This is a genomic window from Paenibacillus oryziterrae (genome assembly GCF_042610485.1).
Taxonomy (GTDB): domain Bacteria; phylum Bacillota; class Bacilli; order Paenibacillales; family Paenibacillaceae; genus Paenibacillus_AQ.
This window is the reverse complement of record NZ_JBGJZO010000013.1, coordinates 45720-60801: the sequence shown is the minus strand read 5'-3', so window position 1 is coordinate 60801 and position 15082 is coordinate 45720. Positions and strand designations below refer to the sequence as shown.

Annotated in this window: 16 protein-coding genes and 1 riboswitch; of the genes, 9 read left to right on the top strand and 7 right to left on the bottom strand. The window is 46.1% G+C overall.

Annotated features, from left to right (window positions below; all coding sequences use genetic code 11):
- Positions 1-55 precede the first annotated feature (55 nt).
- A complete protein-coding gene (locus tag ACAN55_RS14935) occupies positions 56-2122 on the top strand; it encodes an RCC1 domain-containing protein (RefSeq protein ID WP_379134193.1) in 2067 nt (688 codons plus the stop codon).
- Positions 2123-2191: 69 nt separating this feature from the next.
- Here ACAN55_RS14935 and ACAN55_RS14930 read toward each other — a convergent pair whose 3' ends face one another.
- Genes ACAN55_RS14930 through ACAN55_RS14920 form a run of 3 tightly spaced genes read right to left on the bottom strand, consistent with a single transcriptional unit; the run spans position 2192 to position 5661 of the window.
- Positions 2192-3268 (bottom strand): Ger(x)C family spore germination protein, encoded by a 1077-nt coding sequence (locus ACAN55_RS14930; RefSeq protein WP_379134190.1) that lies wholly within the window; start codon positions 3266-3268, stop codon positions 2192-2194.
- Positions 3252-4334, bottom strand: coding sequence for a GerAB/ArcD/ProY family transporter (locus ACAN55_RS14925; protein WP_379134187.1), 1083 nt, complete (start codon positions 4332-4334; stop codon positions 3252-3254). Before ACAN55_RS14925 ends, ACAN55_RS14930 begins: the two co-directional genes overlap by 17 nt.
- Complete coding sequence (locus ACAN55_RS14920; protein ID WP_379134184.1) at positions 4327-5661, bottom strand: spore germination protein; 1335 nt, start codon at positions 5659-5661, stop codon at positions 4327-4329. The genes ACAN55_RS14925 and ACAN55_RS14920 overlap by 8 nt, the downstream gene beginning before the upstream one ends.
- A gap of 152 nt (positions 5662-5813) precedes the next feature.
- Between ACAN55_RS14920 and ACAN55_RS14915 the strand changes: the two genes are divergently transcribed.
- The 4 genes from ACAN55_RS14915 to ACAN55_RS14900 all read left to right on the top strand — a co-directional run bounded on the left by ACAN55_RS14915 (position 5814) and on the right by ACAN55_RS14900 (position 9009).
- Complete coding sequence (locus ACAN55_RS14915) at positions 5814-6299, top strand: GNAT family N-acetyltransferase (protein WP_379134181.1); 486 nt, start codon at positions 5814-5816, stop codon at positions 6297-6299.
- A gap of 88 nt (positions 6300-6387) precedes the next feature.
- Positions 6388-6481: riboswitch (cyclic di-GMP riboswitch) on the top strand.
- A 114-nt stretch (positions 6482-6595) separates the two neighbouring features.
- Entirely contained in the window at positions 6596-7459 is an 864-nt protein-coding gene (locus ACAN55_RS14910) for a DUF6612 family protein (protein WP_379134178.1), read from the top strand.
- 189 nt (positions 7460-7648) lie between these two features.
- A complete protein-coding gene (locus tag ACAN55_RS14905; protein WP_379134175.1) occupies positions 7649-7972 on the top strand; it encodes an ArsR/SmtB family transcription factor in 324 nt (107 codons plus the stop codon).
- Positions 7969-9009 (top strand): SDR family NAD(P)-dependent oxidoreductase, encoded by a 1041-nt coding sequence (locus ACAN55_RS14900; protein WP_379134171.1) that lies wholly within the window; start codon positions 7969-7971, stop codon positions 9007-9009. The genes ACAN55_RS14905 and ACAN55_RS14900 overlap by 4 nt, the downstream gene beginning before the upstream one ends.
- A gap of 181 nt (positions 9010-9190) precedes the next feature.
- Here the strand turns inward: ACAN55_RS14900 and ACAN55_RS14895 are convergent, their stop codons facing one another.
- The gene (locus ACAN55_RS14895; RefSeq protein ID WP_379134168.1) at positions 9191-9436 is read right to left on the bottom strand and encodes a hypothetical protein; all 246 of its coding nucleotides are present in this window, start codon (positions 9434-9436) and stop codon (positions 9191-9193) included.
- A gap of 61 nt (positions 9437-9497) precedes the next feature.
- Positions 9498-10214 (bottom strand): YwiC-like family protein, encoded by a 717-nt coding sequence (locus ACAN55_RS14890; RefSeq protein WP_379134165.1) that lies wholly within the window; start codon positions 10212-10214, stop codon positions 9498-9500.
- 285 nt (positions 10215-10499) lie between these two features.
- Between ACAN55_RS14890 and ACAN55_RS14885 the strand changes: the two genes are divergently transcribed.
- From ACAN55_RS14885 to ACAN55_RS14870, 4 genes are read left to right on the top strand one after another with little or no spacing between them, the layout of a single operon-like run.
- Positions 10500-11735: an FprA family A-type flavoprotein gene (locus ACAN55_RS14885; RefSeq protein ID WP_379134163.1), complete on the top strand. Its 1236-nt coding sequence runs from the start codon at positions 10500-10502 to the stop codon at positions 11733-11735.
- A 15-nt stretch (positions 11736-11750) separates the two neighbouring features.
- Positions 11751-12968: an NAD(P)/FAD-dependent oxidoreductase gene (locus ACAN55_RS14880; protein ID WP_379134160.1), complete on the top strand. Its 1218-nt coding sequence runs from the start codon at positions 11751-11753 to the stop codon at positions 12966-12968.
- Positions 12968-13147, top strand: a complete 180-nt coding sequence (gene rd, locus ACAN55_RS14875; protein ID WP_379134157.1) for a rubredoxin — start codon at positions 12968-12970, stop codon at positions 13145-13147. Before ACAN55_RS14880 ends, rd begins: the two co-directional genes overlap by 1 nt.
- A gap of 34 nt (positions 13148-13181) precedes the next feature.
- Positions 13182-13889: a Crp/Fnr family transcriptional regulator gene (locus ACAN55_RS14870; protein WP_379134154.1), complete on the top strand. Its 708-nt coding sequence runs from the start codon at positions 13182-13184 to the stop codon at positions 13887-13889.
- Positions 13890-13939: 50 nt separating this feature from the next.
- On the opposite strand, the gene ACAN55_RS14865 is transcribed toward ACAN55_RS14870, so the two are convergent.
- Positions 13940-14485 carry a flavin reductase family protein gene (locus ACAN55_RS14865; protein ID WP_379134151.1) on the bottom strand — a complete coding sequence of 182 codons (546 nt, stop codon included), beginning with the start codon at positions 14483-14485 and terminating at the stop codon, positions 13940-13942.
- 38 nt (positions 14486-14523) lie between these two features.
- A complete protein-coding gene (locus tag ACAN55_RS14860) occupies positions 14524-14949 on the bottom strand; it encodes a hypothetical protein (RefSeq protein WP_379134148.1) in 426 nt (141 codons plus the stop codon).
- Positions 14950-15082: the final 133 nt, after the last annotated feature.

Genomic DNA, 15082 nt, shown 5'->3' with positions numbered 1-15082 from the left:
TGTTGTGTGAACAAGAGTACATAATCGTATTGAAGACATACTTATGGGGGTTCATATGGTTCATATCAGAAAGAGAGCAATTGCTCTCGTAGTGCTGGTTATCTTGTTGATCGGCTCGGGCTTGTGTCCTTTAACAACAATCAAGGCTCAGTCTGCTAAGATGCCAAGGATCGTGCAGGTCTCCGCAGGTTATGGACATGCACTGGCAGTTGGCGTAGACGGGTCTTTATGGTCCTGGGGAGATAACAGTACAGGGGAGCTTGGTGACGGAACGTTCATCTCCCGCACGACTCCGGTTCAGGTAGGAACTGAACATAACTGGGTGTATGCCGCCGCAGGGGATAAGTTCTCCGCAGCTCTTAAGAAAGATGGAAGTCTATGGATGTGGGGCACTAATAATAAAAATGCCTACATTAATTATGAGCCGAATGTCATTAACCGCAATACGCCTTCACGATTCGGAAAGGACAACGATTGGGTGAAAATATCCGCTGGAGATGGCGGGATGGCGGCAATTCGTAAGGACGGCAGCCTGTGGCAGTTCGGCCTGAATGTGCTTCCTGGTGAAATCTCGAATGGAAAGCTGAATAATGATAAGGATTGGACAGAGGTATCTGTAGGCAGTTCTGGCCTGCTTGCCCTGAAGAAAGACGGCAGCTTGTGGGGGTTAGGGGACATTGTGCCCACTACCCAGGGGGTTGAACACCTCACGAGGTTAAGTAATGACCGGGACTTCGATCAGATTGCTGCAAGCTTTTACTCGGTTGTCCGTAAGAAGAATGGTTCCGTGTGGACAGTGAATATGGATACGTCGGGAGATATCCTTTTGAAGGAAGTTGAGGAAACCGGGCGGGCTATCCAGTTGTCCGGAGAATTTGCCTCCGTGATTCTGGATTCGGAAGGTTCTGTGTGGAAATGGGATGTCGGGTATGATGAATATCAGATGATGCAGTGTCCGGAGAATATGACATTCGTAGATGAAGGGACCACCTTCGGAGTAGCCTTGGATGAGAAAGGTGTACCTTGGACCTATGGAGACAATACTTGGGGGCAATTGGGGAATGGACAGTCGGACTCCAAGTATGAACCTGAGGTTCTAAATGATGATGTTGCAGATATCGTCTTCGCTGACTGGATCGTTTATACACTCCATAAAGATGGAAGCCTGTGGATCCGTAACGAATATCAGGGGAATACGGATAAGCGACTAGGAATGGATCACGACTGGATTTCAATTGAGGGGAACCGTGAAGAATTATATGCCATCAAAAGAGACGGCAGCTTATGGACCTACCGTTCCGGGGACCGGGCGCCCAGTGGAATGCGGCTGTCAAAAACTCTGGCTCTGGAACCCTTTCAGAAAGGAACCTACTGGCAGTCAGTTGAGGTCGGCACTCTGGGCTATGCAATCGGTTTGAGAAAAGACGGTTCCTTATGGTTCTGGGGCAGGGATTCCTGGCAAATGCTAATGAAGAACTCTACCCGAGATCAACTGTATGAGCCGGTCAAGCTCAGTACAAATTCTACCTGGCAGTCCTTTAGTTTATCTGACAGCTCCGTTATCGCCATTCAAAAGAACGGAACACTTTGGGGACTGGGCGATAACCGGCTGGGTCAGCTTGGACTATCTGCTAAAACTAGCCCCAAGGTAACAACCCTCACCAAAGTAGGGAATTATTCGGACTGGGTGATGGCCAAGATAGGAGACTCTGCGGGTGTCGGAATCCGTAAAGGAGGATCTTTATGGCAATGGGGTGCTGGATTCTCGGACGGAATTACTTATTATTCGAGCTCAGTACCTGCTACCTTAATATCCAAAACCAAAGATTGGGTGAACATTTGGACGACAACCGGAGGGGCCTTCGACTTGAGGAAAGACGGAAGTCTGTATTCTTGGGGAGACAATGACTATGGACAACTGGGGAACGGCACAGTACAGAATCTGACAAAACCTACCCCTGTTGAAGGGAAAGGGCCATGGAAGAACTTGTTCACCACGTCTCATTACACCATAGGACTCAAAAGTGACGGTTCCGTGTGGAGCTGGGGGAACGACGGAAGCGAGAACAATAATATTCACTTTGTCTCACAAACGGTGCTAACCCCTGTAATTAGCAATTAAGAACGAATCCAAAGAAGAATATTACGAAGGCTAACCGATGCAGGTTAGCCTTTTTGTATAGTGGCAGTTTCAATCCTGCGGGAGCTTCAAGTTTCCTTCATTCTGGATGATTGGATTTACTTTCAAATCAAGCTCAAGTCTAGGCAAGTATTCAGTTCTCCAGTGACGTAGCTCTGTTCTTGGCATTTTGTTTCTGAAATACTGTCCCACACCAAGAATATCAGCTTCACTTTTTTTTATCTTCGCTAATAAATTGTTTAACCGTTTGGTGAGAACCTCCTTCAGGTTATCTCCGATCATCTTCGAAGTAGTCGACCCTTTGGTCTCAAGGACTGACAATTTGAGCGTTATGGTAATCTCCAGATGAGGAGTGCCTCCGACCATTTTACTGCGATGACTCACCGTGTTATTTAAGATCAGAACACTGGCGTTGTTCATCACCTCAATTTTGCCCTGCGCACTTACCCCGTTGACTGAATTGAACAATAAGGTCTCATTCGGAGTGAGTCTGTCCACCATTTTTCCATTTTTTATTATGGCAGAGCCGATATAATCAACAGTACCGCTCGCTCCGAACTTATAGATTGGAATGGCCACATCCCGGGTGAATGAGTGAATACTTCGGTATACTTGCCATAAACGGGTTAGAGCCATTTGGGGATTCCAGCCGGCATTTTTCTCGAAACAATCGTACAGTGTTGTTCCCTTGGGAGCCATTGTCTTCTGAACACGGTCAAAGAATTCATCCAAATCCTCATCGCAAATAACCACCAGCGTCTTGGGTGATATATCACGGGCCCGCATAAAACTGGTAACACTGTCACTCAGGCCGCGCTTGGCGTATTCTTGTTCAATCATAATTACTTTTAGATGCAGAAGGTCAATTTGACTCTCCATTCGCTCGCTCATTAAATCAACAGCTTGATTTATTGTCCGACCTGTCTGTGTCAATATCCTTAGATTAATGCCGTCCTGAAGTGGCTCTGGAATCTGCAGAACGACCTTGTATAAGCCGCTATGATAGGAAATACCCATCACTACCGGCAGTGAACGATGATTGATATCTCTATTGTCCCAGCAGCTGGTGAGCACACCCAAGAGGCAGATTAAGGCTACAGCCTTAATCGTTCTATGAATCCACAGCATTGCGAGTAACCTTCCTTTTATACCGTTTCCCGAATACGAAAGTAGATACCGGAACAGTAAATAAGATATAGAAGCGAAGATAGGTATTCCACCAAAAGATCTCCTCAATATCCTCCCATGCTGGGATCGTCAAACATATCATGAACACAAATATTGCAATAACCAGAAGGATATACGACGGCTTCAAAACAGGGAAGCTCCGATGGATCACTCTCATGGTCGACCAAAGAACAACGGATAGAAAGAGCATCGTGAACATGATCAGGCAGAGGAAGAAGAAGATGGTGATCCGGTCGAACATCAGCCAGGGAATATAAATGGTATCGAGCGCCACGATATAAGGGAAATGAAAGGTGGACGCCGTAGCTTGACCAAAGGTCAGGACGGGAATATACACGGACAGAAGTAAGAAGGGCAACAGTGCCAGTGAGGCAATGTAAATACCACGGCTGCGGAAGGTGCCGAAGGGCTGAACAAAACCTAGAAACAGAAACCCTCCTGCAAAGGCAAAAAAGCTCTCAAAGTATTCGCGTTCTTTTAAAAATAAAACGTTATCAACTAATGGGAAGATGTACCTCCAGTCGATATTTTGAAAAGAGGCGCTGGTGAATGACACGATCACCGGAAGGCATAAACATACGATTAACACACTGGTCCGCAGCATGGAGCCCATGCCTTTAAAGGCAATATAGGTTGAAATGATCAGAAACAGAACCATGACGGCCCATAATGGCGTGCTCGACAGGAATACGATCGTCATAATCTCCGAGTAGGCACGGACCGTAATGATGCAAATCATCAGTGAATATAGGGCGACTGGAAGCAAAATCATTAATGACATTCCTTTTCCGGACTCCAGAAACAGTGTGATCATATCCTTATTCCCCAGAAATTCCAGACCTTTAAGATAAAAGGTAATCGCAAGAATATGAATGCCAAATCCAATCATAATCGGAAGCCAGTGGCCATCCTGTGTGCTTGAAATAATATTACCCGGATACAAAAGGAAAATCAGACCCAGGTGGGTTGTAAAATACATGAGTGCCACCTGCCAGGTTCTATCCATTCGACACCTCTTCCTTGATACGCATAAAGCCCGTATAGGGAATACCGAAAGTGCTTAACCCGGATAAATAGGCAAAAACCAGTACCAGGCCCGCCATAATGCCAAAAATTCCGTATATCGAGGCTAAAATCACAATTACATACTTTGAGATTCGCAGGGCAAAGGATTGCTGTAGCCCAACAATGGTTGAATTCGCGATGGTGGTACCTGCCAGGATAATAATAAGCAGATTGCTGACCAGCTTCGCCTGAACGACGGCTTGTCCCAGAATAATGCCTCCTACCATAGTTATAGTGGGTCCGATGTTCTTTGGCAGCCTAATGCTCGCTTCAATAATCAATTCCAGAATGATCAGCATAATAATGATTTCGACCAGCGCCGGATAGGGAATGCCTTCACGCGTCTGGGCGATAGATAAAGCGAGTTCAATACGGAGGACCTCCGGGTTCACGGATACAAGCGCAACATACATCCCCGGAAGAACGAGAGTTAATAACACTCCAATCACTCGAAGCAACCTTTGAAAGATCATAATCGGGAGCGGGAAGTTCTTGTCACTGTCCAGAATAAAAACGTCCCATAAGAGATTGGGAAGTACTATAGCCAGAGGAAGACGATCAATAAATAAAATCGCTCTGCCTTGTCTCAGGAAATTCGCCGCTTCCTGCGGAAGCTCTGTCTGATTGTAATTGGCTATCATATTCAACGACCGGAACCCCATCAATTTACTGGATAATTGCTGGAGGTTATCGATTTGCTGGTCTTTATTCTTCTCAATCTGTTTCTTGATCTTACGGACTAAATTCATGTCAGCCCGTCCCTCGTAATATATAAGATGAATTTGAGTTGTCTCACGGCTGCCGACCGTATACGTACGAACCCGGATTTTATCCGTATGCACCTGCTTGCGTAAAATTCCAATATTGATGTTGATATTATCCGTAAAAGAAGTGATCGTGCCCTGTAGTACATTTTCGTTAATAGGAGTTTCTACCGCACGGTCCAGCTCTTGTGAAGTGGGATTCATGATCACATAACTTGCATCATTGTCAAAATAAATAATTAGTTTTCCCTCGATAATTGCGGAGAGTGCCTCCTCCATATGGTCAATGTCTACAACGTGTCCTAGTACTGTTTTGAATTCATTAACCCCGGTAACCTTTAAGGTCTGAGCGTACGTCTGCAGACTATGTTTCGTACGGACCATATCCACTAAAGAATCAAAGCCGATGAAGACAACGGGTTTTCCTGCCAAATAGTCGTTGAGTACAAAGAAATCATCATCATTAGTAAAGTGTTTCTCCAGTCTATGAACGAATAATTCCATCGCTCGATCCTCCTCAATCCTTAAGCAAGTGAATGATTTCTAGAAGTTTACCCTCAAAGAGGAATAATATACTAAAAAGAGCGAACTGCTGCTTCCGGGCATGTTATAATAGCGGAATATTATCCGGAGAACCGGGAGGGGAGAGTTCAATTGTGAATATTAGAGCTATACAACAGAAGGACAATGGTCCCATCGAACAAATTATCCGTACCTGCTTAATTGAATTCGGAGGCAACCGGGAAGGACTGGCCTGGGCGGACCCAAGCCTGAGTGATTTGTACCATTATTATAACGAAGAGCCGCAGCGTGCTTATTGGATTGTGGAAGAAGAGGGTGTTGTGCTCGGCGGGTGTGGCATTGCTCCTTTTGCCGATTCGGATGAGGTATGTGAATTGCAAAAGATGTACTTATCCAGCAGCATCAGGGGAACCGGAATTGCTTCAGACCTGCTTGAAATTGCACTGGAATTTGCCAAGGTGCATTATCAGCAATGTTATTTGGAGACCTTGCAGACAATGCAGGCTGCCAACCGGTTCTACTCGAAACAAGGGTTTGTGTCACTGGATGAACCACTCGCAGGATCAGAGCATTTCGCCTGTGATGCCTGGTATATTAAAGATTTGCACTCTAGTAGATAAACTGGGAAAATCGGGTTTACATGGATATTTAAGCATGTTAAAGTATATTAAGTACATAGGTCATTGAGGCTTATACTTAATCAAATATCCGCGTTAAAGGTAAAATCATCGAAAGATGATGACACAAAGCCATGGGTCTAAAGCCACTAAAGAGTAGAGGCAATGATCGCCAGGCCGCCAAAGGGGTAGCATATTTAATAAAGAACGCTCCGAAGGATACAACTCTATTCGGGGCTATTTTTATGGGCAGTGTCCTTTTGGTGTTACACATCGCGAGATCCGAAAGGGGAAACGACATGAAGAAGGTTTTGAAATCGGTATGCACAGGATTGCTTGCGGGGGCTGTAATTCTATCCGGGGCGAGTGGTTTAGTAATTTCACCGGATGTGATGTCCGCGGCTACGGTTAAGCCACCTACAGTTGACCAGATGATCGCTAAACTGACAGCAACTTCGAAGACGCTCAAGAGCTTTCACTGGAAGATGAACGAGACAGTAACTCTGCAGAGCGGAGGAATGACCTCCAACGACACGGGCTCTATGGATCTGGATATTAATCGCCTGCCTAAATTTGTCGCATCAGGTTCCGCATATGCCAAATCACTAGATTTGACGTTTGGGCTGTTCGCCAATGATAAGGAGTTTTATCAACTGGTAGATGGCGGCTTTATTAATAGTCAAGCTGAAGAAGCGACCGCTGATCCCGAATCCGCTGAGAGCGGGGAAGAGCTTTTTGACCCCGAGGCACAATATTGGCTTCCAATGGAACAAGAAGATTGGGATACACTCTATAGTAAAAGCCAATTTGATCCCGGTTCCGTACTAGATTCGGTTAAAAATTATAAGAAATTCATGAAAGTTACCAATGCTGGAACACAAACGGTTCTTCAGTTCACAATAACCGAACCCAATGCGGCTAAAGCACTTATCCAGCTTTATGACAGAGATAACCTGGAAGCGGGTGCAACGGTTCAACCTAAGACTGTGACGTGGAAGCTGTATGCCAATTCCAAGACCTGGCAGACAGAAAAACTTACTGTAGATCTAAACTATACATTGGTTAAGGACGCCGAAAAAAATACATATACTACGAAAACTGTAGCTGTCTACTCCAATCACAATAAAGTAGCAAATATCGTAAAACCAGCGGAATTGGAATAGAACCTAAGTTTTGATATTCATTATCAGGTTGATCTTGCCTAAGGCGGATCAGCCTTTTTTGTGCGCAATTATTGTCTGCCTGTAATGCTTCGTCTTCATTTTCTTTCCCGATAATGCGAAGTGAAAATCCATATGCTATGCTGAGTTCGGTTCAAACGTTTAAACCATTGGTAAAGGAGCATTTCACTTATGATCGCTAGCGAGAAATTATATAAAGTCACATCAGATTTCAAGAATTGTACGCAGGTACTGGCTGCCATTGGTGATGAGACGCGCCAGCAGATCCTCATCACCATTATGGCTGCAGGCTGCGACGGTGTGCGGGTGGGCGATATTACGGCGCAGACCCATCTTTCAAGACCCGCAGTATCCCATCATCTGAAAATATTAAGGGAGGCCGGAATCGTTAATATGTATAAGGTAACTACTAAGAATTACTACTATATTGATCCCACCAGTTGGATTGCAAATTTAAAAGATCTTATCACACATATGGAGGACATTCTTCAATGAACAAAGATACTGTTAGAAAGACCATTCAAGCCCCGATCCATTCCGGATTCAACGGACGTGCAACTGCGAAGCAGGTACTCGGAGGGCAGGATCTTCAAGGTAAAATTGCCATTGTAACCGGAGGGTATTCCGGGATTGGACTTGAGACAGCGCGGGTACTGGCAGAAGCAGGTGCAACTGTAATTGTGCCTGCCCGTTCACTGGATAAAGCGAGAGATGCGATCAAGGGGATGCCCCATGCAGAACTGGAAGTACTGGATCTGATGGATCCGAAGTCTATTGATGCATTCGCAGAACGTTTCTTGTCTTCCGGAAGACCGCTTCACTACCTGATTAATAGTGCAGGCATTATGGCTTCACCACTCATGAGGGATCAGAGGGGGTACGAGGCTCAATTCGCAACAAATCACCTGGGACACTTTCATTTAACAGCGAGGCTTTGGCCTGCATTGAAAAAGTCTGGAAATGCCAGAGTCATTTCCGTTTCTTCAAGAGCCCAGCGACTCGGCGGAGTGCTCTTCGATGATCCGAACTTTGTTCATTCGGAGTATGACAAGTGGAAGGCTTACGCTCAATCGAAATCCGCCAATATTCTGTTCGCGCTCGAGCTGGACAGATTGGGACTGAGTCATGGCGTACGAGCCTTTTCCGTTCACCCCGGGTTAATTCCGTCCACAGGGATAGGCAGATACAGCATAAGCGGCAAATCTTCATTCCTGAAAAAGAGTCTGAATACAATCGTACTAAGCCTCATGAATACATCCTGTGTAATCAGCTTAATCAACCTGCGCAAAAAAGAACGGGGAGACCAGTTCAAGACGATTAAACAAGGAGCAGCCACATCTGTATGGTGTGCTACAAGCCCGGCTCTGAATGGAAGGGGAGGCGTATATTGTGAGGATGTTGATATCGCCGAAGCAGTTCCAGCCGACAGCAGCAAAGGATACGGTGTTCGTCCATGGGCGATTGATCCGGAAGCAGCACGGAAGCTTTGGCAGTTAAGTGAAGAGCTGACCGGAGTGAAATTTGAATTTTAGAATCCGATCGTATACAAGGAATAATAAATAGTGTATTTAAGCAGGGAAAATCCAAAATCAAACACAAAAAGCACCGGGTCCGGTGCTTTTTGTGCGCTTAACATCAAAGCAATCTACCACTCACCAGGTGTTTGTAAGGATATATGCTATGGGGTGGTAAGATACTGATGTACTTCATTCTTCAGCTGTTAATTGAACCCGTCTGACGATCATCCTTCGCAGATTCAAAGTTTCCGGAGCCTACAAGTCGGCGGACTTCTTCTTCAGTCAAGGCCTGAGCAATCGGACCTGTAGGAATTTCACTAGCGGCTACCTCCACTTCCACATGCTCTACCCGTGCAAAACCAGCATTGGTGCGGCGTCCGATCTGCTCACGTTCTTCCCGGCTTAGATAAGATGTTTCCAAAGGTGTCTCTTCGTTAGCCATTACTTCTATCCCCTTTCAATAACTAATGAGATCTATTACCCCATTCGAGTGAACAAAATCATTAAAGGGAAAGTGATATCAGGACAGATGCGTACAGCATCACGGAAAATCCGATTTCGGCCACTCCAGTCCGCTTAGCGGTTATCGCGGTCTTTGGCAGGATAGCCGCCCGCAGGAGCAGGATCAAGAGCGGGATCACGAGAGCGGGAAGCACTAGAGTATAGATGAGCATGAACAACAAATGATAGATCACGGATGCGTAATAGTAACGGGGGTTCTTTTTTTCACGAATAATCGTCTTCACATATAGAGCCGTCCCGGTGAAATATAGCAATGCTAAACCGAACAACTCTGTGGCGAGCCTCCAATGACTTCCTTCTCCGATATAAAACGCAGGATACACCATCAAGCAGAACACCAGTATGCCCGTGATGTCATTAAGCAAGGCACGTTCATTTTTTGCTTTAGCATAATACAGATTTACAGCAAACAGAGGGCAGACCGGAAGGACAAACCATAGAAGCCCGGGTTCCGAAGCCGCCAGGTAGATGATGAAGGGGAGCATTAACGTTCCATACAACGCTACAGGACGGGCATACCTTTCACGTTTTCCTGTTTTCACCCATTGGAGCAAAGGGAAGCTAAATAAGTATACCAACAGCCAGCAAATAAACAGCGGAATATGCAGAAACTGCCCCCTCGATGCAGCCACCCCGAATAGAAAAGGCAGAATGAGCATCGCCCACGCCCCGTGCTGGTTAGGAATATACTTCCTCATAACTGAAACCTCCTATACGTATATGTAAAAGAAATCTATATAAAAAGCGTACGTTTCCGACTCATTTTCGATAGTGATTCCGGACACATGGACTGTGATCATTCCATTTCATTATCCGAAAGGTGACTGAACGCATAATCTTTATCTGTAGCCGTTGTATATTTAATTATTGAAACTAGCTTTTGAAACTTTCAAAATTTGATTGTAATCCTCCTTTTTGAATTGGCATCCGGTATAGAATGAGGTTGCTGATAAACATTATCAATCAATCAGGAGGCAGAACTAATGAACACCGAATTTATGATCGCTAAGGATACGTATTGGGTTGGCAAAATAGATAACCGCGAGGTGCCTTTTCATCGTCTCATCTTGGCAAAAGGAACGACCTACAATTCATACCTGCTGAAGACTGGCAAACCAACCATTATTGATACCGTTGATATGGAATTTGGACGTGAGTATGCAGAACGCGTTAGTGAAATGATCGATCCTTTGGACATTGCTTATATCGTAATTAACCATACCGAGCCTGACCATTCCGGCGGCCTTGCTGCGTTGTCATCCAGGGCTGTGAATGCGACGATCGTCTGCACCGAGATTGCTGTTCCTGAACTTCAGGAGATGTACAAGCTTCACAGCCGGAATTTCCTAGTGGTGAAGGACGGGGATACGCTGGATATCGGCGGGAAAACACTGCTCTTTAAGGAGACGCCATATCTGCATACCGCAGAAACGATGATTACCTACTGTGTGGAGGATAAGATCTTGTTCCCATGCGATATTTTCAGTACACATGTGGCTGCGGGAAGTCTGTTCAGCGATGAAGCCGGCTTTGATATCACAGAGGATTTCAAAGGCTACTATAATGCCATCATTCATCCTCACAGAAGATATGTAAGAACATTGATCGAGGCCGTGAAGGACTTGGAGATTGAGATGATCGCACCTTCCCACGGTTTCCTGATCCGGGAAGATGTCCGTAAATATATTGATCTGTATGATGTGCTGAGCCGTGAGACAACACAAGGGAAGAAAGCGGCTATTGTGTATACTACGATCAAGAACAACACCAAAAAGATGGCCAATATTCTGCAGGACACCTTAAACGAAAGCAATATTGAGACCGAAGTTTGGGATGCGGACAAGAGCAGTGCGGCTGATATTCTAAGCAGCATTGCTTCAGCCGATGCCGTCTTTGTCGGCAGTTCTACCAGATATGCAGACATGATTGGTAATCTCGAGCCGCTCTTGAAGGAAATGAAGAACATGAATCTGGAAGGTAAGCTGGCGGCGGCTTTTGGATCTTACGGCTGGAGCGGAGAAGCTATTGAAGTTATTCAGGATTACCTGAATGGCACCAACATGACCGTACAGAGCACTTCGGATGTTATTAAGTCAACAGGGATGACGCATGTGGAATTCCCGATCAGAGTCCGTTTCTCACCGAAGGATGCAGACAAGAAACAAAAAATCAAAAATGCGGCTGAATTTGTCTCTGATCTGCTGCTGAGCTCATTCTAAGGGGGGGGGACATCCATGTCACAGCATTATGTTATCGTAGGCAGCGGAGTAGCCGCTGTTCATGCCGCCAAGGCTATCCGGGATCAGGATTCTGAAAGGGAGATATACATTCTCGGTGAAGAAGACCACCTTCCCTATAACCGGATTAAGCTGACGAAAGGGTTATTCTCCGACCTGCACAGCGAGAAAGTGCTGATCAAGAAAACGAAGTGGTATCAGGACAACCGCATTACCGTGCAGACTTCAACGCGCGTTGTAAATATTCACACAGACCGGCAGCAAGTAGAAACAGCAGACGGAAACCTCATTGCGTATCACAAGCTGTTGCTCTGCATGGGAGCCAGAAACCGCGAACTTCCCGTTGAAGGTGCAGGTCTGAAGAATGTGCATACCATCCGGGATTTAAGCGATGCCGACAAGTTGAAATCAAGTCTTACAAACGGTAATCGTGTCGCTATTATTGGTGGTGGGGTGCAGGGCTTGGAAACAGCTTGGGCACTTCACGAAGCCGGTTATCAGGTTACCGTTATCGAGGCGGCCCCCCGGCTAATGGCCAGACAACTGGATGAAGCCTCATCTCACATGATGCATCAGAATCTCGAGTCTGCAGGAGTTGAAGTCGTTCTTCATTCCGGTGTTACTTCAATCTCGGGAGAAGAAACCGTAACCGGAATTACACTCGACAACGGAAATACGATTACCTGCGATCATGTGGTGTACTCCATAGGAATCGTGCCGAATACTGCACTTGTACAGGAGACTGACGTTGAGACCCGGTCAGGTGTCGTTGTAAATACCCATATGGAGACGAGTACTCCCAATGTATATGCTGCCGGAGATATTGCGGAAATTGACGGTCATGTAGAGGGATTATGGGGAGGAGCCATCGAGCAGGGACGTATTGCCGGCAATAATATGGCGGCGACAGAGCCTGCTTCGTATCGCAAGGCGGTTCCAGTCACCCTGTTCAACGCCTTTGGCATTTCACTGTTCTCCATTGGAATGATTGATGAATCGCAGTGTGATCTGAGTGTGTCTGCGGAAGACAACGGCGTATACACGCGGATATTTGTGAAAGATAACACATTAACCGGTGCGATTTCCTGGGAAGGTGCGGTGGCTTCACTTCCTTATAAAGCCGCAGTAGAACAGCGCACCAGCTTGGCAGGTATTGATCTGCCCGGTAGCAGCATCGCGGAAATTATGGCTGAAGTTGAGAGGAGATTAGCATAATGAAAAAGTACATCTGTCTACCATGCGGTTATATCTACGATCCTGCCAATGGTGATCCCGATGAGGATGTAGCTCCGGGTACCGCTTTTGAGGATTTGCCTGAAGACTGGCTATGTCCGGTCTGTGGCGAAGATACAAGTCATTTCGCACCGATTGAAGATAAAGGGGCAGCTTCGTAAGCCTCGATTTTAGAAGAAAAAGGAGAGACCTGTTATGCCGGAGCATTCCTGTCAGCATGCCGCAGAACCCTGTACCCGTAAGGTGCCGATCTTCGCTTCGTTAAGCGATGCGGATCTTTCGCGGATCAGCACCATGATCAAACACCGGAAATATGACAAGGGACAACCGCTCATTCTTGAAGAGCAGCCGACGGACACCTTGTACATTATTCAGCAGGGACATGTTAAATTGTCCAAAATGACGCCGCAGGGGAAGGAACAAATTCTGCACATTTTGACAGCGGGTGATTTTTTCGGAGAACTCCATATTTTTAACAGTGAAGAACTCAGCAACTTTAGCGCGTATGCTCTGAAAGAGACCAGCATTTGCATGCTGACTAAAACGGATATGGAGCAGCTGATCCTGGACAATCCGGATATTGCGTTCAAGCTGCTGAGCACCGTCACCAAAAGACTGGCGCATACCGAAAATCTGGCGCAGAGTCTTGCGACTAAGGATCCGGAGATCCGGATTGCTTATATGATCCTGGAGCTTAGTGATAAATACGGCCGAATGCGCAGCGGCACAGTTCATATTGATCTCCCCCTGTCACGGGAAGAATTAGCCAACTATGTTGGAGTTACAAGGGAGACCATCAGCCGAAAATTTGCGATATTCGAGGATTTGGGCCTGATTGAGCTGATTGGCAACAAGAAGATGATCCTTAAGGACCGAAGCTCGCTGGAAAAATATATAGAATAAATAGAAGAGCCCAAGAATTCTGAGTTACAGAGTTCCTGGGCTCTTTCAAATCATTTGGATTCTTGTAAGGTTCGGAAGCCGCGTACTTTGCCATCTCCGATATAGAGCACATGATCAAACTGTGAAGCCTGCAGTCTGCCGTCATGGTCCAGATAATCCTTGGCAACATACCTGCTTTTGATCTGAGCCAAGATGTTAGTAATCCCTTGGAAGTGATCTCTTTCAATGACTTCAGTCAACGTGCATTCGATCGAGATCGGACACTCCTGGATTAATGGAGCATTCACGGAGGGTGCGATCACAGGGGTTAGGCTGAGATGATCAAACTTGCTCCCGTCATATCCTGAAGTTGCACCACAATAGCTGATGGCTTCCATAAGAGAACGATCTGGAACATTGATGACGAAGTCCTGAACCTCTTTGATCTGATTAATGGCATAACCCTTGCTGTTAAATCCAAGGACCATCATGTCCTTCAGCGTATAGGTGGAAGAGATGGTGGTTACATTCGGAATTCCGTTAGTGTCGTAGAAGCTCACGAGTACAACCGGAAATCCGTAATACATTTTTTCATAATTTACAGCTACCTTATCCAATATGTAATCCCCCTAAAAACTTCTTTGATAGTGTTCGGCTACTCCTTCGTCGACTCAAACAGCAGTCGTTCCTCATCCCGGCTATGAATCGCATTAATCACTAAGAGAGCATGAAATTGATGAAGCACCTCAGTACTTACGCCTTCTACTCGGAGCATATTTTTCACATCCAGCACGATGATTCGCAATAAATCATGATCACGCGTCAGCTTTGCGACAACGGTTTGCAGGTCGGGATTCTCCGCAACCTTTTCCTGGTAAAAGCCTTCCTCTTCCGCTTCGGCATGGCTGAGAATCCGTGTCTCCCAATACTCAATCAGATGCTCTGCCGCTTGTCGGGCCACAGCGAATTCTTTGGCTGCCAGTAATTCTTCTACTTCTTCCGTTTTAGCAATGGCCCCAGACAGTCCGCCTTCGTGAATCGCGTGGTGGGCGTGTAGTTGGCGCAAGGATGGTCCTGACATGATCTCTCACCTCTCGTTTTTGTTCAGTTTAACACACGAAACGGCTCTGAAATCCCCAGTAAGGACATCCCCGGCTGTAAAAGAGGGAACTCCCTAATCGGTATCCAGCGCCTGCATACAGGCAGGTTATGTT

Bases quoted from the DNA above. Each gene is read 5' to 3' on its own strand.
- ACAN55_RS14935 (WP_379134193.1), top strand. From the start codon at position 56: ATGGTTCATATCAGAAAGAGAGCAATTGCTCTCGTAGTGCTGGTTATC.
- ACAN55_RS14930 (WP_379134190.1), bottom strand. From the start codon at position 3,268: ATGCTGTGGATTCATAGAACGATTAAGGCTGTAGCCTTAATCTGCCTC.
- ACAN55_RS14925 (WP_379134187.1), bottom strand. From the start codon at position 4,334: ATGGATAGAACCTGGCAGGTGGCACTCATGTATTTTACAACCCACCTG.
- ACAN55_RS14920 (WP_379134184.1), bottom strand. From the start codon at position 5,661: ATGGAATTATTCGTTCATAGACTGGAGAAACACTTTACTAATGATGAT.
- ACAN55_RS14910 (WP_379134178.1), top strand. From the start codon at position 6,596: ATGAAGAAGGTTTTGAAATCGGTATGCACAGGATTGCTTGCGGGGGCT.
- ACAN55_RS14905 (WP_379134175.1), top strand. From the start codon at position 7,649: ATGATCGCTAGCGAGAAATTATATAAAGTCACATCAGATTTCAAGAAT.
- ACAN55_RS14900 (WP_379134171.1), top strand. From the start codon at position 7,969: ATGAACAAAGATACTGTTAGAAAGACCATTCAAGCCCCGATCCATTCC.
- ACAN55_RS14895 (WP_379134168.1), bottom strand. From the start codon at position 9,436: ATGGCTAACGAAGAGACACCTTTGGAAACATCTTATCTAAGCCGGGAA.
- ACAN55_RS14890 (WP_379134165.1), bottom strand. From the start codon at position 10,214: ATGAGGAAGTATATTCCTAACCAGCACGGGGCGTGGGCGATGCTCATT.
- ACAN55_RS14885 (WP_379134163.1), top strand. From the start codon at position 10,500: ATGAACACCGAATTTATGATCGCTAAGGATACGTATTGGGTTGGCAAA.
- ACAN55_RS14880 (WP_379134160.1), top strand. From the start codon at position 11,751: ATGTCACAGCATTATGTTATCGTAGGCAGCGGAGTAGCCGCTGTTCAT.
- rd (WP_379134157.1), top strand. From the start codon at position 12,968: ATGAAAAAGTACATCTGTCTACCATGCGGTTATATCTACGATCCTGCC.
- ACAN55_RS14870 (WP_379134154.1), top strand. From the start codon at position 13,182: ATGCCGGAGCATTCCTGTCAGCATGCCGCAGAACCCTGTACCCGTAAG.
- ACAN55_RS14860 (WP_379134148.1), bottom strand. From the start codon at position 14,949: ATGTCAGGACCATCCTTGCGCCAACTACACGCCCACCACGCGATTCAC.